Genomic DNA, 26,280 nt, shown 5'->3' on the forward strand with positions numbered 1-26,280 from the left:
TTATATATATTATTCAAAAAAGCCTTAATATATTATATTTAATATGAGCTTTTTTACATAATATAAACCTTCTAGTTTAATAATAAATATATGTGTATTAAAAAGAGGTACAACTAGGAGGGAAATATGAATCCATTAGATAAAAGTAAAGAGTATGTTATATATAAATTTTTACAAAGATATGATTATGATGCGGTAATTGATGTATTAGAAGAAGTTGGTATAGTCGAAGGAGATCTATACCTATTAATGGAATCATCTAAGTATGCTATAAACTTTGACTTTAAAAAAGCATCGATAAGTTTAAAAAAGATGAGCAGTGAGATGTTAAGTAGAAGAGAGATAAAAAGATTGGTTTCTAACCTAGAAAATCTAGAAAATGGAGAACCTGAAGACATATTATCAGAGCTCATAGAAAATATGAAGATACAAATTGTTAATGAAGAGTATATTGATTTTTTGGGAAGGTTATATAGATTAAAGGAAGCATTATTTAAATATATATTTGTAAGTACTAAGGAAAATAAAAAATATAAAGTAAATATGCATGGTTATATGGTATCAAAGAAAAATATTCTATATACATTAAAAAAGAAGTATAATATATATAATGGAAATCTAATAACTGGGGTGACTAACTATATAAATAGGTATATTAAAAAAACAAAAAGAATGGAAAAGGTTGTTGATATATTAAATGGAGAAAGACTAGAAAATTTAATTAAGATTAGACATGAAAGCCCAGTTGGACATGGATTTAAAGGGGTTAGCAAAGAAGATATTGAAGAGTTATATGGCAATCCCATGGAAGTAGTTCAGGACTTAGTTAAAGCATGTGAATTACTAGACTTAGGTATAAAAATGGATAAATATGATAATATAAATGAGATGGCTATACAAATGATAGGAAGTTACACCAATTATTAACTAAATTAAAATTTAGGAGGAGATTATTAGGATGAGTGAAAAATTAAAAAAAGAAGCAATAGAGTGGATTAAGGTAATAGCTACTGCTCTTATTTTTGCATTTATAATAACTCAATTTATAAGACCTACTTTAGTTAAGGGAGAATCTATGTATCCTACTTTAAAGGAAAATGATTATTTAATAATTAATAGAATGGCTTATAAAATAGGAGAGCCAAAAAAGGGAGACATAATAGTATTCCATACGAATTTACTTCAAGACAATGGAAAACCTAAAGACTTAGTAAAGAGAGTTATAGCAACCGGAGGAGATCATATTAAGATAGAAAATTCCAAAGTATATGTAAATGGAAAGTTATTAGATGAACCATATATACATGATAATTATACAGATGGATATATAGATATGACAGTTCCAAAGGGTGAAGTATTTGCAATGGGAGATAATAGAGAGAAGAGTTTAGATAGTAGATATGAAGATGTCGGGTTAGTAAATGAAAAAAATATAATGGGTAAGGTAATGATAAGGTTATATCCATTTAATAAAATAGGAACTGTAAAATAGGTGAATTACATGAAAATTGGTATATCAGCATTATTATATAATCTTGATGAAGCAATAAATTTGTGCAAAGAGATAGATGAAATAAAACATATAGAACTTGGTATAGATAACTTATATGAGTGTGATGAGATATACAAATATATAGACAAGCTTAAAGAATTAAATGTATCTTTAAGTATTCATTTACCTATGGAGTTAAACTTGTGTGAGAATATAGAATTTATTAGACAATCTTGGGTAAGATTTGTAGAAGAAATGAACTATAAATTAAAACATTTAAATATTTGTTACTACAATCTTCACCTAGGGTATGTTATATCTGATAGATTAGATAAAAATAGAGAAAAATATTTAGATATATCATGTAGTATGTTAAATGATATTATAAATAAGACGAAAGCTAATATATCAATAGAAAATACTTATTCTAATAATGGTGATTTATCAAATGTAGGTAACAAACTATATGATTTTGAATATATATTTAATAAAGTAGAAAATGAAAAATTATGGTTTTGTTATGATACAGGCCATAATCTAATCAATAGGGATAATTATATAGACAAATTACATAACAAGATTAGAATAGTTCATTTAAGTGACAATGATGGAAAGAAAGATATACATATAGGGATAAATAAAGGTATATTAGATAAAAAAGAAGTTAAAACTATCATTGACTTAGAACCAGAGTTCTTAATATTAGAGATAAAATATCATGATATAAAGGAAAGTATAGAATATATAAAAGAGATTAAAAAAGAGGTTTAAATACCTCTTTTTAAGTATAAAAGAAAGGAGATTACTATGAAAAATATAACTATCAATGTAGAAGGAAATGAAAAAGTTTATAAAATAGAAAAAGATTCTCCAGGAGTAAAACTAGAAAGTATAGTAAAAGAAATAGATAAAGACTATAAAGGATACATAACATTAGGAGTTATAGACAACAAACTAAGAGAATTAAATTATAGTATAAACAAAGACTGTAAATTAAGTTTTTTAGATACAACTAGCGAAGATGGATTAAGAGTATACTTTAGAACTGTGTCATTTATATTTATAATGGCTTGTAACGAAGTATTTAAAGATTGTCGAGTAGTAATAGAACATTCTCTATCAAAGGGATTATATTGTGAAGTTCATAAAGATGGAGAATTGATAGAGAAAGATGTAGAAGCTATAAACAAAAAAATGAAAGATATAATAGAGTCTAATTATAAAATAGAAAGAATAGACACTAATAAAGAAGAAGCAATAAAAATATTTAAAGATAATAAAATGTATGAGAAAGCAGAGCTTCTTAAATACAAGGAACATGATGATGTAAAGATATATAAGTGTAACAATCATATAAATCATTTCTATGGATATATGTTACCATCTACGGGATATATAAAGACATTTGATTTAAAACCATATAAAAATGGAATAATAGTATTAGGTCCAAGTGAAGAAAATAAAAATATACCAACTAAATTTAAAGAACAGCCTAAGTTATCGAGTGTATATCATGAAGCGGAGAATTGGTCAAAGCTTATGGGAGTAAGTAAAGTAACTACACTTAATGAGGTAATAGAAAGAAAAGAGTATGGAGAAATTATAAGAACAGTAGAAGCTCTACATGAGAAAAAATTATCTCAAATAGCAGATATTATAAAAGAAAAAAATAAGAGAGTTATATTAATAGCAGCTCCTTCATCATCAGGTAAAACAAGTTTTGCTCATAGATTATCAATACATCTTAGAGTCAATAATCTAAATCCTGTATCAATATCTTTAGATGATTACTTTGTTAATAGAGAGCATACTCCACTAGATGAATTTGGAAATTATGATTTTGAGTCTATATATGCAATAGATTTAGAGAGATTTAATAAAGATTTAAAAGATTTACTAGAAGGTAAGGAAATAAGTTTACCTAAGTTTAATTTTAAATTAGGAATAAGAGAAGAAAAAGGAAAGAAGTTAAAAATAAAAGAAAATCAGCCAATAATATTAGAAGGAATACATGGATTAAATCCTATGCTAACATCATCAATACCAGATGAAGATAAATTTAAAATTTATATAAGTGCCCTAACTCAAATTAATTTAGATGACCATAATAGAATACCTACAACGGATTTAAGGTTAATAAGAAGAATGGTTAGAGATTATAATTTTAGAGGTTATAGCGCAGAAAAGACAATAATGCAGTGGGAATCAGTAAGACGTGGAGAGAAGAAAAATATATTCCCATATCAAGAGGAAGCGGATATAATATTTAACTCTGCATGTATTTATGAATTAGCAGTATTGAAAAAGTACGCAAAACCATTACTAGAGGAAATTGATAAGGAAAATAGTTCATATATAGAAGCTAATAGACTTTTAAAGTTTCTTCAATATTTTGTTGAGTTATCAGACATATCAGATATACCACCAACATCAATATTGAGAGAGTTTGTAGGTGGAAGTAAAATAGTTGATTAATACTATAAAACCCCTGATGTTGACAGAATATCAGGGGTTTCTGTATTATATATTTATTAGACATTTGGAAACGTAATTAAATTAGGAGGAGAAGTATGGAAAAGATTCTTGAAGAAGTATTAAATTCAAATAGGAAATATACAAATTATGGACAGGTAGCAGGATACATACCAGAATTAAAGAAAGCCAAAAGAGATGATCTGGGTATATGTGTAATAGATAAAGATAACAACATATATAAAGCTGGTAATTGGGATACTAAATTTACGATTCAAAGTGTATCTAAAATAGTTGTTCTTGCGATGGCGTTGATGGATAATGACTGGCAATATGTTTTTTCTAAAGTAGGTAAAGAACCTAGTGGTGATCCATTTAACTCAATAATGAAATTAGAAACAAATGATACTAAAAAGCCAAGTAATCCAATGATAAATGCAGGTGCTATAGTAACTACATCTTTAATAAAAGGTGCTAGTTTAGAAGAAAAAGAAGAAAGAATGTTAAAGTTCTTTAGAAAATTAGCTAAAAATGATAACTTGGGAATAAATTATGATGTGTATAAGTCAGAGAAAATGACCGGAGATAGAAATAGAGCTATGGCTTATCTTTTAAGAAATGACGGGTTTATACAAGGAGATGTAGAAGAATTATTAGATTTATACTTTAAACAATGTTCGATAGAAGTTGACACATTAGATTTAGCACGAATAGGAGTTAATCTTGCATCTTATGGTGTAGACATAGAAACTGGTGAAAGAATAATAGATGAAAAAGTATCAAGGATAGTTAAGACATTTATGGTTACATGTGGAATGTATGACGCATCAGGAGAGTTTGCTATAAAAGTTGGAATACCTGCAAAATCAGGAGTTGGTGGAGGAATACTAGCATCTGTTCCAAATACTATGGGTATTGGAGTATACGGACCAGCTCTAGATAAAAAGGGAAATAGTATAGCTGGTATAAAGATACTAGAAGAATTATCTCAAAAGTTAGAACTTAACATATTTTAAATTATAGAATTTTTTGACAACTATAAGTCCTTAATATATAATTATCTTATAAATAAAACAATTTTTTTATAGGGGTGGGGGAATGAAGGAAGTACTAGTGCTTAGGGACTTAGAATGTATAAAAGCAATTGCACATCCTAGAAGAATAGACATTTTAAAAACATTTGATAAATCACCACTATCAGCAAAGCAATTATCACAATTATTAGATGAGCCTCATGCAAAAATTAACTATCATATAAAAACTCTTTATAAGGTAGGAATTTTGGAGTTAGTAGAAGAAAAGATAAAATCTGGAATAGTAGAGAAGTACTATTACCCGAGTGCAAAAAATATAGTTATTGGGCAAAAGATTCTTAACTTCTCACTAACAGATGAAGAACAACTTAGTATATCTAAGTTTGAAAACATGAGCGAATTATTTTATAGTGCAGCAGAGGGAAATAGGTTGCTTGATGAAAGTATAGTTGAATATCAAAATATATCACTTACGGAAAGTGAACTTATAGAGTTAAATAATGCAATTAAGATAAAAATACAAGAAATCGTAGATTCTAGAAATACTGATGAAAATGAAATAGGATATAACATATCAGTATTGGCAATACCAGTAGAAGAAGCGATTAGCATATAATAAGTATCGACCTTTGTTGATACTTATTTTTTTGGGTATAATTAAAATATAAAATAAATCAAAATATGATAAAAGACATAAGGAGAGTAAATATGATTATAATAGGACCACATATATCAATAGCAAAAGGATATGCAAAAGCTGCAAAAACAGCAGTCGAAATAGGAGCTAACACATTTCAATTCTTTAGTAGAAATCCAAGAGGAGGAAATGCCAGAGAATTTGATACAAAAGATATAGCAAACTTTCAAGAAATAAGAAAAGAAAATAACTTTGGCCCATTATTGGCACATGCACCATATACTATGAACTTGGCAGCTGCTAAAGATGATGTATATGAATTTGGAAGAAAAGTCATAAAAGAAGATATAGAAAGAATGGATTCTTTAGGAATAGAGTATATATGTTTCCATCCAGGCAGCCATGTTGGTGGAGGGATTGATGCTGGAATAAATAAGATAATAGCAGCACTAAATGAAGCCTTAACAGGAAATGAAAATATAACAGTTCTTTTAGAAACTATGTCTGGAAAAGGTACTGAAATAGGATTTGAGTTTGAACAAATAAAAAGAATTATAGATGGTGTAGAACATAATGAAAAACTAGGGGTATGTTTAGACACTTGCCATATATTCTCAGCAGGATATGATATAGTAAATAACTTAGATGAAGTTTTAAATCAATTTGATGAAATCATAGGATTAGATAGATTGAAAACAATACATTTAAATGATAGTATGATGGGATTTGGTGAAAAGAAAGATAGACATTCAGTAATAGGAGAAGGTAAAATAGGATTAGATGCTATTATTAATTTTATGACACATCCAAAGATAAAGGATTTACCATTTTTCTTAGAAACACCTCTTGAAGATGAAGGTCATAAAAAAGAAATAAAAATGCTAAGGGATATAATAGAAACTAAATAGTAAAGTTTAAGTGGAGGGAAGTAGATTGAGAGAATTAGGTAAAACTAATATGAAGGTTAAAAGAGTAGGATTTGGGGGAATACCTATACAAAGAATTACCCAAGAAGAGACTAATAAAGTAATAAATGAACTTGAAGCACAAGGAATAAACTTTATAGATACAGCTAGAGGATATACAGTTAGTGAAGAGTATATAGGAAATGCAATTGAAGAAAAAAGAGAAAAATTTTTTATAGCCACAAAGAGTATGTCTAGAGACTATGAGGCTATGAAAAATGATATAGAAATAAGTCTTAAGAACTTAAAAACAGATTATATAGATTTATATCAACTACACAATGTAAAAAGTGAAGAATATGATGAAATATTTGCAGATAATAAAGCATATAAAGCTTTGTTAGAAGCTAAAAAAGAAGGAAAAATAAAACATATAGGAATAACTAGCCATAGTTTAGAAACTATAGAAAAGGTAGTTGAAAATGATAAATTTGAAACTATACAGTTTCCTTATAATATAGTTGAGAATCAAGCAGATGAAGTATTTAAAAAAGCTAATGAGAAGGGTATAGGAATAATAGTAATGAAACCTTTAGCAGGAGGAGCACTAGATGATGCAACTTTAGCTATTAAGTATATATTATCAAAAGATTATATTGATGTTGCTATACCAGGTATGGAAAGTATAGAGCAGGTAAAGCAAAATAGTGCGGTACTTAATAATCTAGAATTAAATGAAGATGACAATAAAAAAATAGAAGAAATAAAAAGTACATTAGGCAAAAGATTTTGTAGAAGATGTGAATATTGCTTACCATGTCCAGTAGGAGTAAATATCCCAGCCAATTTTTTACTAGAAGGATATTATACTAGATATAACCTTAAAAAATGGGCAAAAGAAAGATATGCATCTACAGTTGGTAAAGCTAATGAATGTGTAAATTGTGGGTTATGTGAAACTAAATGTCCATATAATTTACCAATAAGAGAAATGTTAAAAGAAGTATGCGCTAAACTTGGTTAATAAAAAGAGAACTTAATTTAGATTAAGTTCTCTTTTTAGATATAAAATCTTATAGCTTATATAGTTTTTAGAAAAAATAATCAAAGTAAAAATCAAAAAGTTTATGTTACTATTTATTTTTTAAGAATGCTATAAGAAACATCATATTCAGAAGCAGGATAAAGTTCTATTTCAACACGAGGATTTTCTTTATCTATAAAATCAAATAATAATACAGGTTTTAACTGTTTATCATTTTTTATTATTCCACTTTTTTCTATTCCATCACATATACTTTTAGGATAGTTATGTAAATCGCCCATACGTTTATTAGGGAAATATAATTTTAAAATAGTTATTAAATCTTCTTCTATAGTTTCTCCATCATATTGTTGGTTTATATAACCTGCTATCATGTTTTCATAGGCTAAATATTTAGAGTGTTTACCTTTTGATGGCATCCATGCTTGACCATGGACGTTGTGAAGTTTAAAATTAGACTTACTTATTGGTCTACCTGGGATTGTTAATTTAATCAATTTATCACCATCCTTACATCTTAAATATTATAAAGCTAATAAAAAATTAATGGAAGGGAATTTTATGAATAAAGAAAAATTAAAAGAGTACTTTAAATCATTGGGCTTAGATACAGTAGGCATAACAGGAGTTAATGTAAACTATGAATTAGAAAAAAAATTAAAAGAAAGAATAGAAAAAGAACATATTACTGGAATGGAAGAACCTATTTTAGAAAACAGAATTAATCCTAAAAATATAATGAAAGATGCTAAATCTATAATAGTATGTGCCTTTCCATACCATATAGATAATGAAAAAGAGTCAAATTTATCTAGATACTGTAGAGGTTTAGATTATCATATAGTAGCGAAAGAATTATTACAGAAAGTATGCGATTATTTAGATGAGAATATCGAAGGATTTGAATATAAAATATTTGTAGATAATGGTCCATTAGTAGATAGAGAATTAGCTTATTTGTCTGGAATAGGGTATTTTGGAATAAATAATAATATAATAACAGATAAATATGGTTCTTATGTATTTATTGGTTATATTATAAATAATTATGAATTTTCTTTAGATAAGCCATTGGATAAAGAATGTATGAAATGTGGAAAATGTGTAAAATATTGTCCGGGAAATGCTCTTTTAGGAAATTATGATATGAACCCTAGAAAGTGTTTATCATATATAACTCAGAAGAAAGAAGAATTATCTTTAGAAGAAGTTAAAGCAATTAAAAATAGTGGGAAAATTTTTGGATGTGATATATGCCAAGAAGTATGTCCTCACAATAAAAATATAAAAGAAACTCATATAGAAGAATTTATGAAAGATTTAATATTAAATTTAGATTTTGAAGAAATTGATGAAATATCAAACAAAGAGTTTAAAAGGAGATATGGAAATAGAGCTTTTAGTTGGAGAGGCAAAAAAATAATAAAAAGAAATATAGAAATAATATTAGAAAAGTCTTAGTCTTTTAGATTAAGACTTTTTTTATAGATATATCTACGAAACTTTTACAAGCTATACAACATAAAATGTATAAAAGAGTTGAGGAGGTATACATATGTTAGTGTATAAAAACACATCAGAAATAGAACCTCTAGAAAGTATATTGGGGCAAGAAAGAGCTATTGAAGCTATGGAGATAGGTCTTAAAATAAACAACCCTGCGTATAATATATATTTAGCTGGAGAACCAGGAACAGGAAAAACTACTTATGCAATGAAAGCTCTTAAAAAATATTCATTAGAAAAAGATACACATAAGGATTGGTGTTATGTGTATAATTTTGAGCATCCAAGAGAGCCAATAGCTATAGGATTAAGAAAGGGATCTGGGAAAATATTTAAAAAAGATATAGAGAAATTAATTGAGACTTTATTAGATGAATTGATAGAAGCTTTTGAAAGTGAAGATTTTGAATTAAGCAAAAATCAACTTGTAGAAGAGTATGAAATAGAAAAAGATGCTTTGCTTAAGCAGATAAAGAAATATGGAGAAGAAAAAGGATTTAAGCTAAAAACTAGTAAAGTTGGAATGGTATTTATGCCAATAGAGGAAAATGGAGAAGAAGTAGATGATGATGAATTCTATAAATTAAAAAGAGAGTTAGAAAATATGGCAATACAAGTTGCATATAAAATAAGGGATTTAGAAGATGCAGCAAAAGATGCATTGCTTGACCTAGAAGAGGAAACTGCAAAGTATATTATTGATCCACATATAGATAACCTTAAAGAAAAGTATAAAGAGTATGAAAAGGTAAATTTATATCTAGATAATATGAGGAAAGATATATTAGAGTATGTTTATTTATTTTATATGAGTGAAGAAGAATTAAAAGATAAATATGATAAAGAACATTTTATAAAATATAAAGTAAATTTATTTGTAGACAATGGTGGAGATAAAGAAAACGAATCAGCACCAATAATCACAGAAATAAATCCTAGTGTATCTAATTTATTTGGAAAAGCAGAATATGATTATAATAATGGAAGTATAAAAACTGATTTTACAAAACTTATACCAGGGGCCATACATAAAGCTAATGGAGGATATCTAGTATTATACACAGATCAACTGCTTAGATATGGGTTATCTTGGGATATTCTAAAGAAAACGATTCAAACTAGAAAAATAAGTATAGATACGCAAACATCTATAACTCCAGAAAGCATACCTATAGATGTAAAGGTAATTCTTATAGGTGATAATTATATGTATAATCTTTTATATCATTATGATAAAGATTTTAGTAAGTATTTTAAGATATTAGTGGATTTTGATAATGAAATGGATGAAAGTGAAATTAATAGAGATGGAATAGCTAGATTTATAGCATTACAATGTGAAAAAAATAAATTAAAACATTTTACCTATGAAGCAGTAGAAGAAGTTATAAAGTTTTCTATAAGACTATCAGGTGATAGTTTTAAAATATCTACTCAGTTTAACAAAATACTAGAGATTATAATTGAAGGTGATGCTTATGCCACAATTAGAAATGCAGAGTTTGTAGATAAAGATGATGTAAAAAAAGCAATAAATGAAAGAAGGAAAAGACTTAGCAGGATAGAAAGTAAAATGGATGAATCCTTAGAAAATGGATTTACTTTAATAGAAACAGAGGGGTGTAGAGTAGGAGTTATAAATGGGCTCTCTGTACTAAATATGGGTGAATATTCATTTGGTAGACCATCTAGAATAACAGTAACTACTAGCCCTGGAAATAAAGGCATAGTAAATATAGAGAGAGAAGTAAACATGAGTGGTCCAATTCATAATAAAGGCGTATTAATATTAGGTGGATATCTATCTGAAAACTTTGCAACGGACTTTTTATTATCTCTAAATGCATATATATGCTTTGAACAAAACTATGGTGGAATAGATGGTGACAGTGCTACAGGAGCAGAATTATATGCACTTATATCTTCTATAAGTAAAATTCCTTTAAAGCAAAATATTGCAGTTACTGGTTCTATGAACCAAAAAGGGGAAATACAAGTTGTAGGAGGAATAACTGAAAAAGTAGAGGGATTTTATTATACTTGTAAGAAAAAAGGATTAAGTGGAGAACAAGGAGTTATAATACCTAAGAATAATAGAAGAAATTTAGTTTTATGTGATGAAGTTAGTGATGCTATAAGAGACAATAAATTTAAAATATATGAAGTAGAAAATGTAAAAGAAGCTATAGAGATTTTAACGGATATGAGTTTTGAAGATGTTAAGAAAAAAACAATAGAAAGGCTTAAAGAATTTAGCAATATAAATAAGAAGTTAAAAGACTAGTTTTATTATAAATTTCATGGGTAAGATATAAAAGGAAGTAAAATTATTTAAAATTTTACTTCCTTTTATAGAATATCAAAATACTACAGTATATAAAATTAACATATAGATTTAAATTTTATATAGAGATTAATAATTAAAATTTTACACATATATATAAAAATAATATAAATAATAAATAATATACAAGATAATGAGGGAGTCTAAGATGAAAAATATAAATAAGATATTAGATATATTAGAAGAAACTTATCCTGATGCTAAATGTGAATTAAATTATACTACGCCATTTGAACTTTTGATTGCTACAATACTATCAGCTCAATGTACAGATGTTAGAGTAAATAAGGTAACAGAAGAGATGTTTAAAAAATATAATACTCCAGAAGCTTTTGCTAAATTAAGCATAGAAGAAATTAGTGAAGAAATAAAAAGTTGTGGATTATACAAAAGCAAAGCTCAAAAAATAAAAGAAACATCAATTAAAATTTGTGAACTTTATAATGGACAAGTTCCAGATAGCCTAGATGAATTAATTAAGTTGCCTGGAGTGGGAAGAAAAACAGCTAATGTTGTACTTAGTAATGCTTTTGGACAAGATGCTTTAGCTATAGATACTCATGTATTTAGAGTTGCTAATAGAATAGGTATGGTAAATACGACAACTCCAGAAAAAACAGAATTTCCATTAATGAAAGTTATACCTAAGAAAAGATGGTCTCATTCTCATCATTTATTAATTTTTCATGGAAGAAGAATATGCAAGGCAAGAAAGCCAGAGTGTGAAATATGTCCTATACAAAAGTATTGTAAGTACTATAAAGAAAATAAATAGGACCTCTTGTTTTAAATACAAGAGGTTTTTATGTTTTTATGAAGAATTAAATTAGAAGACTGCATTATTGTTATAAACGTAATTTCTGTTATAATATAATTTAGAATATTAGAGTTTTAAGTGATAAGGCATAATAAAATTGAACGTACTTTAATATAGGTAAGTATAGTTGTTATTTAAATAAGTAAGGAGGGAAAATATGTCATTAAATATAGTTTTAGTAGAGCCAGAGATACCTCAAAATACTGGAAACATAATAAGAACATGTGCAGCAACAGGCACAAACTTACACTTAGTTAAACCTTTAGGATTTTCTCTAGAAGATAAGTATTTAAAAAGAAGCGGACTTGACTATTGGGATATAGCCAATATAAAGTATTATGATAGCTTTGAAGAAGTTGTAGAAAAAAACCCTGAAGGTAAGTTTTTCTTCGCAACTACTAAAGTCAATCAAGCTCACTCAGATGTTGATTATGTAGATAATTCATTTATAGTTTTTGGAAAAGAAACAAAAGGATTACCAAAAGAATTAATAGAAGCTAACTTAGAAACATGTATAAGAATACCAATGTTAGACATTGAGAAAGCAAGGTCGTTAAATTTATCTAACTCAGTTGCTATAGTTGTTTATGAAGCATTAAGACAATTAGATTATCCAAAAATGAGATAATAAACTAACCTTACTATAAAGTAATAAGGGGGAAGTACATGAAAGATATAAAAATAATATGTGATAGTTTATCAGATATACCTAATGAATTAATAGAAAAATATGATATAGAAGTAGTACCATTAACTGTAATCTTAAATGAAAAAGAATATAAAGATGGTGTAGATATATCAAATGATGAATTTTATAAAACTCTTAGGGAAGAGAATGTATATCCAAAAACATCTCAAGCTACATATGCTCAATTTAAAGAAGTATTTGAAAAATACGTTAATCAAGGAAAAAGAGTACTATATATAGCAGGTTCATCAGTTGCAACAGGAACTTATCAAAGTGCTGTTATGGCTAAAAATGATACAGATGGAGAAATATATACATATGATTCTCAAGCATTTTCTTATGTTATAGGAATATTAGTAGTTGAAGCTGCAAGAATGGCATCAGAAGGATATGATATAGATGAGATAATGAAAGCCATAGAAGAGTTAAGAGATAAGACTTATGTTTTATTCTCAGTAGATACGTTAGAATATCTACAAAAAGGTGGAAGAATATCTTCAACTAAAGCGGCTATAGGAAGTATATTAAATATTAAGCCGATATTAGATATAAAAAATGGTTTAGTTGCTCCAGTTTGCCAAGTTAGAGGCAAAAAGAATGTCATATCTAAGATGATAGAATTAGTAAAAGATAATTGTGGAGAAAATCTACAAGACCAAACAATATGTATTGGATACAGTGATGATTTTAAAGAAAGAGAAAGATTAACTGAAGCTGTTAAAGCTGAATTTAATCCAAAAGATATACTATATTTCCAAATAGGATCTTGTGTTGGTTCTCATGCAGGTCCAGGATTAACTGGAATAGTATGCATTAAAAATAAATAGTGTAACATAAAAAAGAGTCTTAAGCTTAAGACTCTTTTTTTATTTTTCTACTTATAATGACTTAATAAAATAAAATGGCTTAAAACTAATAGTTTGAAATTAAATAATAATATTTTCTGTAAAGTGATATATAAATTATATTTTACATATATATTTAATTAATAAATGAATTATTATGTTTAAAATAAGTCTTAAACACAAATTTTTAAGAAAAATAATATAATTTGCCATAAAAATAAATTTTTATGTAGAAAAAGTTTTTAAAATAGTGTACAATATAAATAAATAGTACACTATATTTAAAATTGGGAGGAAATACATGAAACTTAAAAAGTTATTAACTTTAGGGTTAACTGTAGTTATGAGTGCTAGTATGTTAGTTGGATGCTCATCTAGCAAGAATGCAGACTCTTCAGAGGCTGCTGAGGGGAATGAAAAAGTAATTAGAGTAGGTATGGTTACTGATGTTGGTGGAGTAAACGATGAATCATTCAACCAATCTGCATGGGCAGGCCTTGAGAAAGCTAAGAAAGAGTACGGAGATAAAATAGAAGTTAAGTACTTAGAATCTAAGCAAGATGCTGACTATGTTCCAAATATAGAAACATTTGTAGATCAAGATATGGATTTAATAATAGGTGTAGGATTTAAATTAGCAGATGCTATAAAAGAAGCAGCTGAGCATTATCCAGAAAATCAATTTGCTCTTATAGATGCTGCTTATCCAAAACAACCAAAAAATGTTACATCATTATTATTTGAAGATAACGTATCAGCTTATTTAACAGGATTAATAGCTGGTAAAATGACTGAAACTAATAAAGTTGGTTTCATAGGTGGTGTAGAAGGAGAAGTTATAGATAGATTTGATTACGGATATAGAGCAGGTGTTAAAGCTGCTAACCCAGATGCAAAAGTAGTAGTTCAATATGCAAACAGCTTTACTGATTCAGCATTAGGAAAGTCTATAGCTAATCAAATGCACAAAGATAATGTAGATATCATATTCTCTGCTGCAGGTGCTGCAGGTATAGGAGCTATAGAAGCAGCTAAAGAAAATAATAAAAAAGCTATAGGTGTTGACCAAGACCAAAACAAGTTAGCTCCAAACAATGTAATAACTTCAGCTATGAAGAATATAGATGTTGCAGTATTTAACTTAGTTAAGTCTATGATGGATGGAACTTATAAAGGTGGACAAGTTATAGTAAACACACTAGACATGGATGGAGTTGGAATAGCTCCAACTAGTGATAAGAATGTTCCACCAGATGTTTTAGAATATGTTCAAAAAGAAGCAGAAAAAATAAAATCTGGTGAAATAAAAGTTCCACAAAATGAAAAAGAATATAAAGAATTAAATAAATAACATTAAAGGCTATCCTGTAAGAATAGGATAGCCTTTAATATTTAAAAATAAATTATATATAAATTGGAAAGAATAAAACTATGTAATAAATCGTATTTTCCATACAATTAGATAAATATGATGTATAAATAAGTTTTAATTTATATATAATGTACAACAAAAAGCGATAAAAAATGACTTTTTTATCAAAAATAGTTAAAATAGTTTGTTATATATACGATATTTTAGTATAATAAAAATACTAGAAATTTAAATTAAGGAGGGTAAGAAAGAGCGATGAATAATAGTAATGTTAACTACAGTCAAAAAGTTGTAGAAATGAAAAATGTAACAAAAAAATTCGGAAACTTTGTCGCAAATGATAATATAAATTTGACTGTACATAAAGGGGAAGTACATGCTCTTTTAGGTGAAAATGGAGCGGGTAAATCTACTTTAATGAACATATTATATGGATTATACCAACCAACATCAGGAGAAATATACATAAATGGTAAATTAGTTGAAATGGATAATCCAAATGTTGCTATAGCAAATGGTATAGGGATGGTTCATCAACATTTCATGTTAGTACAACCATTTACAGTAGCTCAGAACATAATATTAGGTACTGAGCCTACAAAAGGACTTGGAGCTGTAGATATAAACAAGGCTATTGATGATGTAAAAGCTATATCTGAAAAATATGGTCTATATGTTGATCCAAATGCAAAGATAGAAGATATATCAGTTGGTATGCAACAAAGAGTAGAAATACTAAAAGCATTATATAGAGGGGCAGAAATATTAATACTAGATGAACCAACAGCAGTTTTAACGCCACAAGAAATACAAGAACTTATACAAATAATAAGAAACTTAACAAAAGAAGGTAAGTCAGTAATAATAATAACTCATAAATTAAAAGAGATAAAAGCAGCTGCAGACCACTGTACAATAATTAGAAGAGGTAAATATATAGATACAGTAAAAGTATCAGATGTTACAGAAGATGATTTAGCAGCTATGATGGTTGGTAGAGAAGTTAACTTTAAAGTAGACAAAAAGGAAGCTAAGCCAAGTAATGTTGTTTTAGAGATAAATAATTTAACTGTTAAAGACAATAGAAAAATATCAGTAGTAGATGAATTATCGTTAGAAGTAAAAGCTGGTGAAATATTAGGGATAGCTGGTATAGATGGAAATGGGCAATCAGAATTAGTTGAGGCTTTAACAGGCCTTAGAAAAGCTGAATCTGGAAGTATAAAAATAAATGGAAAAGAATTATTAAATAAAAATCCAAAAGAAATGTTTAACAATGGTATTAAAAATATACCAGAAGATAGACATAAGAGAGGATTAATACTAGACTTCACAGTAGCAGAAAATACAGTTTTACAAAACTATAAAGATAAGAGATTCTCTAAAAATGGAATATTAAATAAAGCTGCAATAGAAAAATATGCAGATGAAATAATAGAAAGATTTGACGTAAGACCTACAGATCATACTGTTAAATCAAGAGCTTTATCTGGAGGTAACCAACAAAAGGTTATAATAGGTAGAGAGGTTGACAATATAGAGGTAGCAAGAGCCACTACTAAAGAGGCACAATTATTAATAGCAACTCAACCAACAAGAGGATTAGATGTTGGAGCTATAGAGTTCGTTCATCAAGCATTAGTTAAACAAAGAGATGAAGGAAATGCAGTACTATTAGTATCATTAGAACTAGATGAAGTTATGAATGTATCAGACAGAATAGCTGTAATATATGAAGGAAAAATAGTTGGAATCGTCGATGCAAAAGATGCAGATGAAAATACATTAGGATTAATGATGGCTGGAGGTGAAGATAATGAGTAGTAAGGTAAATAAGAAAAAACTATCTTTAGCTGATAATACTATTTTATTTTCTATTATCTCGATAGTTTTAGGACTATTAGTAGGAGCAATAGCATTAATAATAGCAGGGTTTAATCCAATAGAAGCTTATTCAGCTATGATAGATGGTGTATTTGGAAAACCAAAGTTTATAGCTTGGGCTATAATAAGATCAACGCCACTTATATTAACAGGTCTATCTATTGCATTTGCATTTAGAACAGGACTATTCAACATAGGAGCTGAAGGGCAATTTATAGTAGGTTCTTTAGTAGCAACTATCGTAGGAGCTGGGGTACAATTACCAGCAATAATACACGTACCACTTACTCTTTTAGCAGCAGCATTGGCTGGAGCTGTTTGGGGGGGATTTGCTGGTTGGTTAAAATCTAAGTTTGGAATAAATGAAGTTATATCAACTATAATGCTTAACTGGATAGCATTTTACTTAAGTAACTATATGATAAAAAATACTTGGTTAGCTAGACCAAACAGTGAAGCATCAATTAGTATACATGACTCGGCTAGCATAGGTATAAGTTGGTTAAATGGATTAGTAGGACCAGCTACTAAAGTTAACTGGGGTATAGTTATATCAATAATACTTGTTTTAATAATAGCATTCATATTATTTAAAACTACTTTAGGTTTTGAATTAAGAGGAGTTGGATACAACAAATTTGGTGCTGAATATGCAGGTATAAATGTTAACTCAGCAATATTAAAATCAATGGCAATAGCAGGTTTACTTGCTGGTATAGCTGGAGCTATACAAGTTATGGGTGTATCAAATAACATAACAATATTAGCAGCTCAAGAAGGTTATGGATTTGATGGTATAGCAGTTGCTTTAATTGCAAATAGTAATCCAATTGGAGTTATATTCTCAGGATTATTATTCGGAGGGCTTAAGTATGGATCAACTAAGATGCAAGCTATAGGGGCTCCTTCAGAAGTAGTAAATATAGTTATAGGATCTATAGTATTCTTTATAGCATTAAGTAGTGTATTAAGAAATTTATATATAAAAATGAGAGATAAAAAAAATAAAGGGGGAATTGCATAATGGAAGATTTAGCTTTAATCATTAGTACCACTTTAATGTACTCTACGCCCCTTATATTTGCAGCATTAGGTGGAGTATTTTCAGAGAATTCAGGTATAGTTAATATAGGACTAGAAGGAATGATGACAATAGGAGCATTCTCAGCAGCAGCAGCAGGTGTTCTTATAGGAAATCCTTGGATAGCATTTTTAATTGGTGGATTAGCAGGTGGACTATTTGCTTTAATACATGCATTTGCAACAATAACTTGTAATGCAGACCACACAATATCAGGGGTTGCAATAAACTTATTAGCTCCTGGGGTAGCATTATTTACATCTAAGATAATGTTTGATGGTGCAACAATGACACCAACAATACCAATGGAAAATAAAATACCAAGACCTTTACATGGTTTATTTGAAACAGGAAGTATATTAGATACAATATTTAATTCATATGCAACAGTATTTTTAGCATTTATATTAGTTGCAGTAGTTTATTATGTACTATATAAAACTAAATTTGGTTTAAGAGTTAGAGCAGTTGGAGAACATCCAGGTGCAGCAGATACATTAGGTATAAGTGTTGCTAAAACAAGATATGCAGCAGTTATAATATCTGGTATATTAGCAGGTTTAGGGGGAGCATCAATGAGTTTAGCTGTTGTTTCTTCATTCAGACCTACATTAATATCAGGTCAAGGATATATAGCATTAGCAGCAGTTATATTTGGTAAGTGGAGACCTCAATGGGCAATGGTAGCTTGTCTATTATTTGGATTCTCTACAGCATTATCAGTATTCTTTGGTAATCCGTCATTGCCATTTAGCATAAATGAAAACTTATTATCTATGATACCATATGTTGTAACATCAATAGTTTTAGTTATCTTCGTTAAGAGTTCTAAAGCACCAGCAGCACTTGGTAACCCTTATAAAAAAGGTGAAAGATAATCAAAAAAATGATAGCTTAAAGCTATCATTTTTTTTAAAAATTAATATAATATGAATTAAAAATATAAAAACACATATAATAAAATCTATAAGATATATTGATATAAACAACTATCTTGAAATAATTATCTAGGTTCCTCTTAAATCAAGAAAGGATCACAAGTTAGGTATGAAGACAATAAAAGTGAGTTTATTATCAGAAGAAAAACTTTATGCTAAAAATATTTTTTCTAAAAGCAAGAATATATCAGAGGATAATGAAATTGTAGAAATTGAACTTGATATTAATGAGAATAACAAATCTACTATAAGTGGGATATCTAGTATAGTAATGAAAATTATAAGAGATAAAATATTAAAAGACCATATAGATAAGGAATATAGTAATATTTATCCAGATGAAAAAGATGAAATATATATATATTCTTTAGAAATATTAAAAAATAAGGAACCATTTATAGAAGAATCCATACGGCAAAAGCTGCTAGATTATATAAGGACAAATGACTACATAAATTTAGATGGATTTGTTAATTTTAGGATGAAAAATTTTAAAAAATACATATTAGCTGTAACAGATAGGGCAGTAGAAGAATACATAATTAAAAAGGACCAAGATGAATTTATAAAGGTTCTTAAATATTTTATAGAAATTCAAGATGATAAAATTGACTTAGTGAAAGTGCATATAAAAGACGAAGATACTTTTCTTATATATGATAAAAATGGCAATAGAATAAATGAAATGAATAATGAAGATATTGTAAATATGGTTATAGAAGAAAACTTAAATTCAGAAGATTTTTTAATAAGCACTTTACTAAGTTTATGCCCTAAGAAAATAGAAATACTAGATACATTAAAAAATAATATATCTAAAGAAATGATAAATACCATAAAATCTATATTTGGAGATAAGGTTAGTATAGTATATCAAAATTAAAGAATATAGATAATTCTTCTTAACTAATGTAAGTTATGTTAATATTATACAATAATTAGATAGCTTTATTTATTAAATGAAAAAGCTTATAATTATGTAAGATATGGACAGAATTAATATTAGTAAGGAGATTGCAAAATGGATAATTTATTAAAAGTTTTAATACTTGCGATTATAGGGGGCGTAATAGGATATATTACTAATATAATAGCAATAAAGTTAATATTTAGGCCTATTAATCCAATAAAAATACCTATAATTAATACAGAAATAATCGGTATAATACCAAAAAGAAGAAGTGAAATAGCAACTAATATAGGTGAGATTATACAAGATGAATTTTTATCTATTGATGAAATACTTAATCAAGTTATTACAGATGAAGATAAGGATAAAATAGCAGAGTATATACAAATTAAAATAAAAAGTATATTAAATGAAAAAATGTCATTTGCACCAAGTTCAATAAAAAATCTTATACAATCTTATGTATCAGATATGATAGAAGAAGAAATAAAAAATAGTATAGATGATTTAAGTAGTGAAATGATAAATAAGGCTAGTAAAAGAATAAATATCCAGCAAATGATAGAAGATAAGATTAATGAACTTGACTTATATGAATTAGAAGAAATAATTCTTAAAGTTGCTAAAAATGAATTAAAGCATATAGAGATCTTAGGATTTGTATTAGGTTTTGCAATAGGAATAGTGCAAGGAATAATAATAGTAATTCTATAATATTATGGTTGATAGAACTATTACTATCTGATATAATGATACTAACTTAATAGAAATTGCGATGAAAAGGACAAGTAAAATAGAAACAATTTCCAGAGAAGATGAGTCACCGGCTGAAAGCTCGTCTAAATATGTCTATTTGAAAACTACCTTGGAGCAGAATTTAGTAGCATATGTGAAAGTATTCGGTTGACTACCTTATAGTCGTCTTAAGAGGGTGTATTATATACATCAACTTGGGTGGAACCGCGAATTTATACTCGTCCCAAATATATATATTTGGGTCGAGTTTTTTTAATTTCATGAAATAATAAAAATGATTTAGGTAATTATATTTAGATATCAGTATATCTAAATAAATAGGAAATAAATTAAAAAATAATAGAGGAGGTAACAAAAATGGTTAAAGTAACTTTAAAAGATGGTTCAGTAAAAGAATTTGAACAAGGTATCTCTATCATGGATGTAGCAAAATCTATAAGTGAAGGCTTAGCTAGAGCTATAGTAGCAGCATCTGTAAATGGAGAAGTAGTAGGTTTAGACTATAAAATAAATGAAGATTGTGAATTAAACTTATTTAAATTTGATGATGTAGAAGGAAAAGATGTATTTAGACATACATCAGCTCATATGTTAGCTCAAGCTATAAAGAGATTATATCCAGAAGCTAAGCTTGCAATAGGACCAAGTATAGAAAATGGATTCTACTATGATATAGACTTAGAGCACAGATTATCAGCTGAAGATTTAGAAAAAATAGAGAAAGAAATGAAGAAAATAGCTAAAGAAGATTTAGCTATAGAAAGATTTGAATTACCAAGAGAAGAAGCTTTAGCTTGGGCTAAAGAAAATGGTGAAGATTATAAAGTAGAGCTTATATCAGAGTTACCAGAAGGGGAAGTAATATCTTTCTATAAGCAAGGGGACTTTACTGATTTATGTAGAGGGCCACATTTACCATCAACTAAGAAGGTAAAATCAGTTAAGTTATTAAATGTAACAGGAGCTTACTGGCGTGGAGATGAAAAGAACAAAATGCTTCAAAGAGTATACGGAATATCTTTCGAAAAGAATAAAGATTTAGAAGAATACCTACACATGTTAGAAGAAGCTAAAAAGAGAGACCATAGAAAATTAGGTAAAGAATTAGAGTTATTCTTCATACCAGAAGAAGGTCCAGGATTCCCATTATTCCTACCAAAAGGTATGGAACTTAAAAATGCATTATTAAACTTCTGGAGAGAAGTTCATAGAAAAGATAACTATGTAGAAATAGAAACTCCAATAATATTAAACAGACAATTATGGGAAACTTCAGGTCACTGGTTCCACTACAAAGAAAATATGTATACTGTGGGTATAGATGAGCAAGATTTCGCTATAAAACCAATGAACTGTCCGGGAGGAATGTTATTCTACAACTTCAAGCCACATTCATACAGAGATTTCCCTATGAGAGTTGCTGAATTAGGTAGAGTTCATAGACATGAATTATCTGGAGCATTACATGGACTTATGAGAGTTAGAGCATTTACTCAAGATGATGCACATATATTCATGTTACCAGAACAAATAAAAGATGAAATAAAAGGTGTAGTTTCATTAATAGATAGTGTTTATAAGGTATTTGGATTCGAATATCATATGGAGTTATCTACTAGACCAGAATCTTCTATAGGAACTGATGAAGAGTGGGAAGTAGCTGAAAATGGATTAAGAGAAGCTTTAGAAGAGTTAAATTTACCATATAAGTTAAATCCAGGAGATGGAGCATTCTACGGACCTAAGATAGACTTCCACTTAAGAGATTGTTTAGGAAGAACTTGGCAATGTGGAACAATACAATTAGATATGCAATTACCTCAAAGATTTGATATAACTTATATAGGTCAAGATGGTGAAAAGCATAGACCAGTAATGATACACAGAGTTGCATTCGGAAGTATAGAAAGATTTATAGGTATATTAATAGAGCACTATGCTGGTAAATTCCCAGTTTGGTTAGCTCCAACTCAAGTTAAGATATTACCTATATCAGATAAATACAATGATTATGCTAAGGAAGTTAAAAAAGCTTTATTTGACAAAGGTATAAGAGTTGAAATAGATGATAGAGCAGAAAAAACAGGATTCAAGATAAGAGAAGCTCAGCTTCAAAAAGTACCTTACATGTTAATAGTAGGAGAAAAAGAAGAAGCTGATAAGAAAGTATCTGTTAGATCAAGAGATAATGGAGAAATAGGAAGCTTAGACTTAAATGAATTCTTAGAAACTATATTAAAAGAAATAGAAGAAAGAACTAATATAGAGTTAGCCTAATAAAGAAAAAGGGTATTAATAAAATTTTATTAATACCCTTTTTTGATTAATTTATAAATTGTTTAGTTATCAAAGACTTTAATTCTTCATGAGTCATAGTTTCATTATCAAATAAATGTTTAGAAACTACATGTAGATCATTTATATTATCCTTTAAAAGACTTAAAGTTTCATTGTAACAATTTTGGACAATATCATTGGCTTCTTTTTGAACTTGTTCAGACATAAATGTTTTTACATTTCCATCTATAGTCATAAATCCTAAGTTACTCATACCATACTCACAAACCATTTGATTTGCTATATCTGTTACCTTTTTTAAGTCATCTTTTGCGCCTGTTGATTTATGATTAAAAATTATTTCTTCAGATGCTTTACCTGCTAATAAAATTTTCATTTTACCAATTAATTCTTCTTTTGTGTAGATATATCTATCTTCATCAGGTAATTGGAGAACATACCCTAATGCTTGTCCTCTAGGTATTATTGATATTTTTTGTATAGGACAAATTCCAAGTATATTGCTAACAATAGCATGTCCTGCCTCATGATAAGATACTATTTGTTTTTCTTTTTCTATTAACTTAGAGTTTTTAGATTCAAGTCCTGCAATAACTCTCTCAAGTGCTTTATCAAAGTGATCAGTTGTTATAACATCACTATTATCTCTAACTGCAAATATAGCAGCTTCATTAGCTATATTTGAAAGATGAGCACCGTTAAATCCATGAGTTTTCTTAGCAAGTAATTCCAAATCTACAGATGGATCAAGAGGTTTATTGTTTGTATGAACTTTTAAAATTTCACATCTAGTATGATAGTTAGGAGAACCTATGTGTATATGTCTGTCAAATCTTCCGGGTCTAAGGAGAGCTTCATCTAAAAGATCAAGTCTATTAGTAGCTCCTATTATTATGACATTTGAGTCTTTAGTGAATCCATCCATTTCAACTAATAATTGATTTAGTGTTTGATCTTTTTCGTTATTACTTTCAAGATGTCTTTTTGCTCCAATAGCATCTATTTCATCTATAAAAATGATGCTAGGAGATTCTTTTCTAGCTTTTTCAAAAAGTGTTCTTACACGCTTAGCACCTACACCAACGTATTTTTCAACAAACTCAGAACCAGTAACATTGAAAAAAGATGAATTTGTCTCACCAGCTACAGCGGATGCAAGTAATGTTTTACCTGTACCAGGAGGTCCATAAAATAATACTCCTTTTGGTATTTTAGCACCCATTTTTTTGTACTTATCAGGAGACTTCATAAAATCTACTATTTCAAACAACTCTTCTTTTACTTCATCTAAACCAGCTACATCACAAAATGTAGTTTTAGGTTTAGTAGAAGCCGAGTCTTCCTTAGGAGATTCTTTCTCAAGTTTAGTTTGAGCAAATACAGGTACTGGTTTGTTAATCTTTTTAAAGAAATTGTCTAACATTTTCATAGTCATACACCTCAGATAAAAAATTGTTTATTGGTTTTATAATTTCTAACAAACCAAAAACCATCGAAAAATCATTTGTTTATATTTAAGTATAACCAAAACTTTGTTTAATCATTACTAAGAATATAAATTTTAGGTTAGTTATACATATTATGAGAATTAAAAAATTTAAAAAATAATAAAAAAATAGTTGCAAATAATATTTAGAAGTGATATATTATATAGAGTAATTAATAACAAAAGCAAGTAGAAGTCCGCTTCTCACCTTTCGACTTAGGTTGTCTGGTAAATATAAGTTCAAAACTTTAAATATATTATTTCAATATGTTTAGGTTTATATAAATTTGTTGACTTATATGGCGGGTGATTATATCATTCGCCTTTTATTTTATATAAAAAATTTGGAGGTGTCCTACCATTAGCAAGGAATTAGCAATCAACGAACAAATAAGAGAAAAAGAAATAAGAGTTCTTTCACATGATGGAGAACAATTAGGAATAATGTCAGCTAGAGAAGCTCAATTAATAGCTAACGAAAGAAACTTAGACTTAGTTATGATATCACCTAATGCACAACCACCGGTATGCAGAATAATGGATTATGGTAAGTATAAGTACGAACAAGCTAGAAAAGAAAAAGAGTCTAAGAAAAAGCAGAAAGTTGTAACTGTTAAAGAAGTAAGACTTAGACCAGGTATAGAATCAAATGATTTAAATACTAAGGCTAACAACGCTATAAAGTTCCTTAAAAAAGGAGATAAAGTTAAGGTTGAGCTAAGATTTAGAGGTAGAGAATTAGGACATAAAGATCTTGGAAAAGAAGTAATGCTTAAGTTTATAGATATAGTAAAAGAGTTTGGAGAACCAGCAAAGCCACCAAAATTTGAGGGCAATAACATGGTTGTAATCATAGATCCAAAAAAATAGATGATAAACTGAGAGGAGGAAATAAAAATGCCTAAAATGAAAACTCATAGAGGAGCTGCTAAAAGATTCAAAAAAACTGGAAGTGGAAAATTAAAGAGAGCTAAAGCTTTCAGAAGACATATATTAACTAAGAAAGCTGCTAAAACTAAGATGCAATTAAGAAAAGCAGGAATAGTTAGTGAAGGTGATGCTAGAAGAATAGCACAATTATTACCATACTAAAAATCGGATTAAATTAAAATAGAAATTTTAAAAGAGAAAAACAAAGGAGGTCACAGAGATGGCAAGAGTTAAAAAAGCAATGAACGCTCGTAAAAAGCATAAGAAAATATTAAAGCTTGCAAAAGGATTCAGAGGATCTAGAAGCAAGTTATACAGACCAGCTAATACATTCGTAATGAAGGCGTTAAAGAACGCATATATAGGAAGAAAGTTAAAGAAGAGAGACTTCAGAAAACTTTGGATACAAAGAATAAACGCTGGAACTAGAGCTCATGGATTATCATACTCAAGATTCATGAACGGATTAAAATTAGCAGGTGTTGAAGTTAACAGAAAGATGTTATCTGAAATGGCTATAAACGATCCTCAAGGATTTGCTAAATTAGTAGAAGTTGCTAAGTCAAAATTAGCTTAATTAAATAGTTAAGTTCATAAAAAGCCTTTGAATAAAATTCAAAGGCTTTTTTTATATCCATAAAATTATATAATTTTATACTCTATAAAAAAATAAAAAATTATATAATATGAATACGTTTTGTTAAAAATATGTAAAGGAAGTTTATAAATTGTGAATATTTTAAATAGGCCAATTTACATATCCTTTATTGTTTTTATATAGGTTTTGGAATATAATATAGTAATAATTGAAAAGAAGGATGTATCTAATGAGAAAAAACT

At 28.2% G+C, this 26,280-nt stretch carries 25 protein-coding genes and 1 other annotated feature; of the genes, 23 read left to right on the top strand and 2 right to left on the bottom strand.

Features of this window, described 5'->3' with window-relative positions; all coding sequences use genetic code 11:
• Positions 1 to 126: 126 nt before the first annotated feature.
• The 8 genes from I2H23_RS10560 (at position 127) to I2H23_RS10595 (ending at position 7,564) form a co-directional block, all read left to right on the top strand.
• Complete coding sequence (locus I2H23_RS10560) at positions 127 to 927, top strand: hypothetical protein (protein ID WP_092923418.1); 801 nt, start codon at positions 127 to 129, stop codon at positions 925 to 927.
• A 31-nt stretch (positions 928 to 958) separates the two neighbouring features.
• Positions 959 to 1,492, top strand: coding sequence for a signal peptidase I (gene lepB / locus I2H23_RS10565; protein WP_092923421.1), 534 nt, complete (start codon positions 959 to 961; stop codon positions 1,490 to 1,492).
• Positions 1,493 to 1,501: 9 nt separating this feature from the next.
• Positions 1,502 to 2,263: a sugar phosphate isomerase/epimerase family protein gene (locus I2H23_RS10570; protein WP_092923424.1), complete on the top strand. Its 762-nt coding sequence runs from the start codon at positions 1,502 to 1,504 to the stop codon at positions 2,261 to 2,263.
• Between the two features lie 36 nt (positions 2,264 to 2,299).
• Entirely contained in the window at positions 2,300 to 3,967 is a 1,668-nt protein-coding gene (locus I2H23_RS10575; protein ID WP_092923426.1) for a nucleoside kinase, read from the top strand.
• A 95-nt stretch (positions 3,968 to 4,062) separates the two neighbouring features.
• On the top strand, positions 4,063 to 4,980 hold the full coding sequence (gene glsA / locus I2H23_RS10580) for a glutaminase A (protein ID WP_166506030.1): 918 nt from the start codon (positions 4,063 to 4,065) through the stop codon (positions 4,978 to 4,980).
• 82 nt (positions 4,981 to 5,062) lie between these two features.
• Positions 5,063 to 5,614 carry an ArsR/SmtB family transcription factor gene (locus tag I2H23_RS10585; protein ID WP_092923432.1) on the top strand — a complete coding sequence of 184 codons (552 nt, stop codon included), beginning with the start codon at positions 5,063 to 5,065 and terminating at the stop codon, positions 5,612 to 5,614.
• A gap of 92 nt (positions 5,615 to 5,706) precedes the next feature.
• Positions 5,707 to 6,543 (top strand): deoxyribonuclease IV, encoded by an 837-nt coding sequence (locus I2H23_RS10590; protein ID WP_166506029.1) that lies wholly within the window; start codon positions 5,707 to 5,709, stop codon positions 6,541 to 6,543.
• Between the two features lie 25 nt (positions 6,544 to 6,568).
• On the top strand, positions 6,569 to 7,564 hold the full coding sequence (locus tag I2H23_RS10595; RefSeq protein WP_176579621.1) for an aldo/keto reductase: 996 nt from the start codon (positions 6,569 to 6,571) through the stop codon (positions 7,562 to 7,564).
• 113 nt (positions 7,565 to 7,677) lie between these two features.
• On the opposite strand, the gene I2H23_RS10600 is transcribed toward I2H23_RS10595, so the two are convergent.
• Complete coding sequence (locus tag I2H23_RS10600) at positions 7,678 to 8,082, bottom strand: RusA family crossover junction endodeoxyribonuclease (protein ID WP_092923441.1); 405 nt, start codon at positions 8,080 to 8,082, stop codon at positions 7,678 to 7,680.
• Positions 8,083 to 8,146: 64 nt separating this feature from the next.
• Here I2H23_RS10600 and queG point away from each other — a divergent pair, with 64 nt between their 5' ends.
• The 12 genes from queG to thrS all read left to right on the top strand — a co-directional run bounded on the left by queG (position 8,147) and on the right by thrS (position 23,003).
• Complete coding sequence (gene queG / locus I2H23_RS10605; RefSeq protein WP_166506028.1) at positions 8,147 to 9,046, top strand: tRNA epoxyqueuosine(34) reductase QueG; 900 nt, start codon at positions 8,147 to 8,149, stop codon at positions 9,044 to 9,046.
• Positions 9,047 to 9,140: 94 nt separating this feature from the next.
• Positions 9,141 to 11,375, top strand: coding sequence for a Lon protease family protein (locus I2H23_RS10610; protein ID WP_166506027.1), 2,235 nt, complete (start codon positions 9,141 to 9,143; stop codon positions 11,373 to 11,375).
• 208 nt (positions 11,376 to 11,583) lie between these two features.
• On the top strand, positions 11,584 to 12,210 hold the full coding sequence (nth, locus tag I2H23_RS10615) for an endonuclease III (RefSeq protein WP_092923450.1): 627 nt from the start codon (positions 11,584 to 11,586) through the stop codon (positions 12,208 to 12,210).
• A 199-nt stretch (positions 12,211 to 12,409) separates the two neighbouring features.
• Positions 12,410 to 12,880, top strand: coding sequence for a tRNA (uridine(34)/cytosine(34)/5-carboxymethylaminomethyluridine(34)-2'-O)-methyltransferase TrmL (trmL, locus tag I2H23_RS10620; protein ID WP_092923453.1), 471 nt, complete (start codon positions 12,410 to 12,412; stop codon positions 12,878 to 12,880).
• Positions 12,881 to 12,918: 38 nt separating this feature from the next.
• On the top strand, positions 12,919 to 13,767 hold the full coding sequence (locus I2H23_RS10625) for a DegV family protein (protein ID WP_092923456.1): 849 nt from the start codon (positions 12,919 to 12,921) through the stop codon (positions 13,765 to 13,767).
• A gap of 319 nt (positions 13,768 to 14,086) precedes the next feature.
• Positions 14,087 to 15,136: a BMP family lipoprotein gene (locus I2H23_RS10630; RefSeq protein WP_166506026.1), complete on the top strand. Its 1,050-nt coding sequence runs from the start codon at positions 14,087 to 14,089 to the stop codon at positions 15,134 to 15,136.
• Positions 15,137 to 15,412: 276 nt separating this feature from the next.
• Complete coding sequence (locus tag I2H23_RS10635; protein ID WP_092923462.1) at positions 15,413 to 16,981, top strand: ABC transporter ATP-binding protein; 1,569 nt, start codon at positions 15,413 to 15,415, stop codon at positions 16,979 to 16,981.
• Positions 16,974 to 18,065, top strand: coding sequence for an ABC transporter permease (locus tag I2H23_RS10640; RefSeq protein ID WP_092923465.1), 1,092 nt, complete (start codon positions 16,974 to 16,976; stop codon positions 18,063 to 18,065). Before I2H23_RS10635 ends, I2H23_RS10640 begins: the two co-directional genes overlap by 8 nt.
• Positions 18,065 to 19,000, top strand: a complete 936-nt coding sequence (locus I2H23_RS10645) for an ABC transporter permease (RefSeq protein ID WP_195581620.1) — start codon at positions 18,065 to 18,067, stop codon at positions 18,998 to 19,000. The genes I2H23_RS10640 and I2H23_RS10645 overlap by 1 nt, the downstream gene beginning before the upstream one ends.
• Before the next feature lie 169 nt (positions 19,001 to 19,169).
• A complete protein-coding gene (locus I2H23_RS10650) occupies positions 19,170 to 19,943 on the top strand; it encodes a putative sporulation protein YtxC (protein ID WP_195581621.1) in 774 nt (257 codons plus the stop codon).
• A gap of 138 nt (positions 19,944 to 20,081) precedes the next feature.
• Positions 20,082 to 20,684, top strand: a complete 603-nt coding sequence (locus I2H23_RS10655; protein ID WP_092923474.1) for a DUF445 domain-containing protein — start codon at positions 20,082 to 20,084, stop codon at positions 20,682 to 20,684.
• A 52-nt stretch (positions 20,685 to 20,736) separates the two neighbouring features.
• Positions 20,737 to 20,955, top strand: a binding site (T-box leader).
• A gap of 128 nt (positions 20,956 to 21,083) precedes the next feature.
• Positions 21,084 to 23,003 (top strand): threonine--tRNA ligase, encoded by a 1,920-nt coding sequence (gene thrS / locus I2H23_RS10660; protein ID WP_092923477.1) that lies wholly within the window; start codon positions 21,084 to 21,086, stop codon positions 23,001 to 23,003.
• Between the two features lie 46 nt (positions 23,004 to 23,049).
• Here the strand turns inward: thrS and I2H23_RS10665 are convergent, their stop codons facing one another.
• On the bottom strand, positions 23,050 to 24,453 hold the full coding sequence (locus I2H23_RS10665) for an ATP-dependent metallopeptidase FtsH/Yme1/Tma family protein (protein ID WP_166506025.1): 1,404 nt from the start codon (positions 24,451 to 24,453) through the stop codon (positions 23,050 to 23,052).
• A gap of 435 nt (positions 24,454 to 24,888) precedes the next feature.
• Between I2H23_RS10665 and infC the strand changes: the two genes are divergently transcribed.
• From infC to rplT, 3 genes are read left to right on the top strand one after another with little or no spacing between them, the layout of a single operon-like run.
• A complete protein-coding gene (infC, locus tag I2H23_RS10670) occupies positions 24,889 to 25,380 on the top strand; it encodes a translation initiation factor IF-3 (RefSeq protein WP_442970805.1) in 492 nt (163 codons plus the stop codon).
• Positions 25,381 to 25,407: 27 nt separating this feature from the next.
• Positions 25,408 to 25,602 (top strand): 50S ribosomal protein L35, encoded by a 195-nt coding sequence (gene rpmI, locus I2H23_RS10675; RefSeq protein WP_092923487.1) that lies wholly within the window; start codon positions 25,408 to 25,410, stop codon positions 25,600 to 25,602.
• Positions 25,603 to 25,660: 58 nt separating this feature from the next.
• The gene (rplT, locus tag I2H23_RS10680; protein WP_092923489.1) at positions 25,661 to 26,017 is read left to right on the top strand and encodes a 50S ribosomal protein L20; all 357 of its coding nucleotides are present in this window, start codon (positions 25,661 to 25,663) and stop codon (positions 26,015 to 26,017) included.
• The last annotated feature ends 263 nt before the right edge of the window (positions 26,018 to 26,280 follow it).

Source organism: Romboutsia sp. BSD2780061687b_171204_C1, from assembly GCF_015560225.1.
Classification (GTDB): Bacteria; Bacillota; Clostridia; order Peptostreptococcales; family Peptostreptococcaceae; genus Romboutsia_C; species Romboutsia_C hominis.

Excerpts from the sequence above, each read along its gene's own strand:
- I2H23_RS10560 (WP_092923418.1), top strand. The coding sequence starts at position 127 with ATGAATCCATTAGATAAAAGTAAAGAGTATGTTATATATAAATTTTTA.
- lepB (WP_092923421.1), top strand. The coding sequence starts at position 959 with ATGAGTGAAAAATTAAAAAAAGAAGCAATAGAGTGGATTAAGGTAATA.
- I2H23_RS10570 (WP_092923424.1), top strand. The coding sequence starts at position 1,502 with ATGAAAATTGGTATATCAGCATTATTATATAATCTTGATGAAGCAATA.
- I2H23_RS10575 (WP_092923426.1), top strand. The coding sequence starts at position 2,300 with ATGAAAAATATAACTATCAATGTAGAAGGAAATGAAAAAGTTTATAAA.
- glsA (WP_166506030.1), top strand. The coding sequence starts at position 4,063 with ATGGAAAAGATTCTTGAAGAAGTATTAAATTCAAATAGGAAATATACA.
- I2H23_RS10585 (WP_092923432.1), top strand. The coding sequence starts at position 5,063 with ATGAAGGAAGTACTAGTGCTTAGGGACTTAGAATGTATAAAAGCAATT.
- I2H23_RS10590 (WP_166506029.1), top strand. The coding sequence starts at position 5,707 with ATGATTATAATAGGACCACATATATCAATAGCAAAAGGATATGCAAAA.
- queG (WP_166506028.1), top strand. The coding sequence starts at position 8,147 with ATGAATAAAGAAAAATTAAAAGAGTACTTTAAATCATTGGGCTTAGAT.
- I2H23_RS10610 (WP_166506027.1), top strand. The coding sequence starts at position 9,141 with ATGTTAGTGTATAAAAACACATCAGAAATAGAACCTCTAGAAAGTATA.
- nth (WP_092923450.1), top strand. The coding sequence starts at position 11,584 with ATGAAAAATATAAATAAGATATTAGATATATTAGAAGAAACTTATCCT.
- trmL (WP_092923453.1), top strand. The coding sequence starts at position 12,410 with ATGTCATTAAATATAGTTTTAGTAGAGCCAGAGATACCTCAAAATACT.
- I2H23_RS10625 (WP_092923456.1), top strand. The coding sequence starts at position 12,919 with ATGAAAGATATAAAAATAATATGTGATAGTTTATCAGATATACCTAAT.
- I2H23_RS10630 (WP_166506026.1), top strand. The coding sequence starts at position 14,087 with ATGAAACTTAAAAAGTTATTAACTTTAGGGTTAACTGTAGTTATGAGT.
- I2H23_RS10635 (WP_092923462.1), top strand. The coding sequence starts at position 15,413 with ATGAATAATAGTAATGTTAACTACAGTCAAAAAGTTGTAGAAATGAAA.
- I2H23_RS10640 (WP_092923465.1), top strand. The coding sequence starts at position 16,974 with ATGAGTAGTAAGGTAAATAAGAAAAAACTATCTTTAGCTGATAATACT.
- I2H23_RS10645 (WP_195581620.1), top strand. The coding sequence starts at position 18,065 with ATGGAAGATTTAGCTTTAATCATTAGTACCACTTTAATGTACTCTACG.
- I2H23_RS10650 (WP_195581621.1), top strand. The coding sequence starts at position 19,170 with ATGAAGACAATAAAAGTGAGTTTATTATCAGAAGAAAAACTTTATGCT.
- I2H23_RS10655 (WP_092923474.1), top strand. The coding sequence starts at position 20,082 with ATGGATAATTTATTAAAAGTTTTAATACTTGCGATTATAGGGGGCGTA.
- thrS (WP_092923477.1), top strand. The coding sequence starts at position 21,084 with ATGGTTAAAGTAACTTTAAAAGATGGTTCAGTAAAAGAATTTGAACAA.
- I2H23_RS10665 (WP_166506025.1), bottom strand. The coding sequence starts at position 24,453 with ATGAAAATGTTAGACAATTTCTTTAAAAAGATTAACAAACCAGTACCT.
- rpmI (WP_092923487.1), top strand. The coding sequence starts at position 25,408 with ATGCCTAAAATGAAAACTCATAGAGGAGCTGCTAAAAGATTCAAAAAA.
- rplT (WP_092923489.1), top strand. The coding sequence starts at position 25,661 with ATGGCAAGAGTTAAAAAAGCAATGAACGCTCGTAAAAAGCATAAGAAA.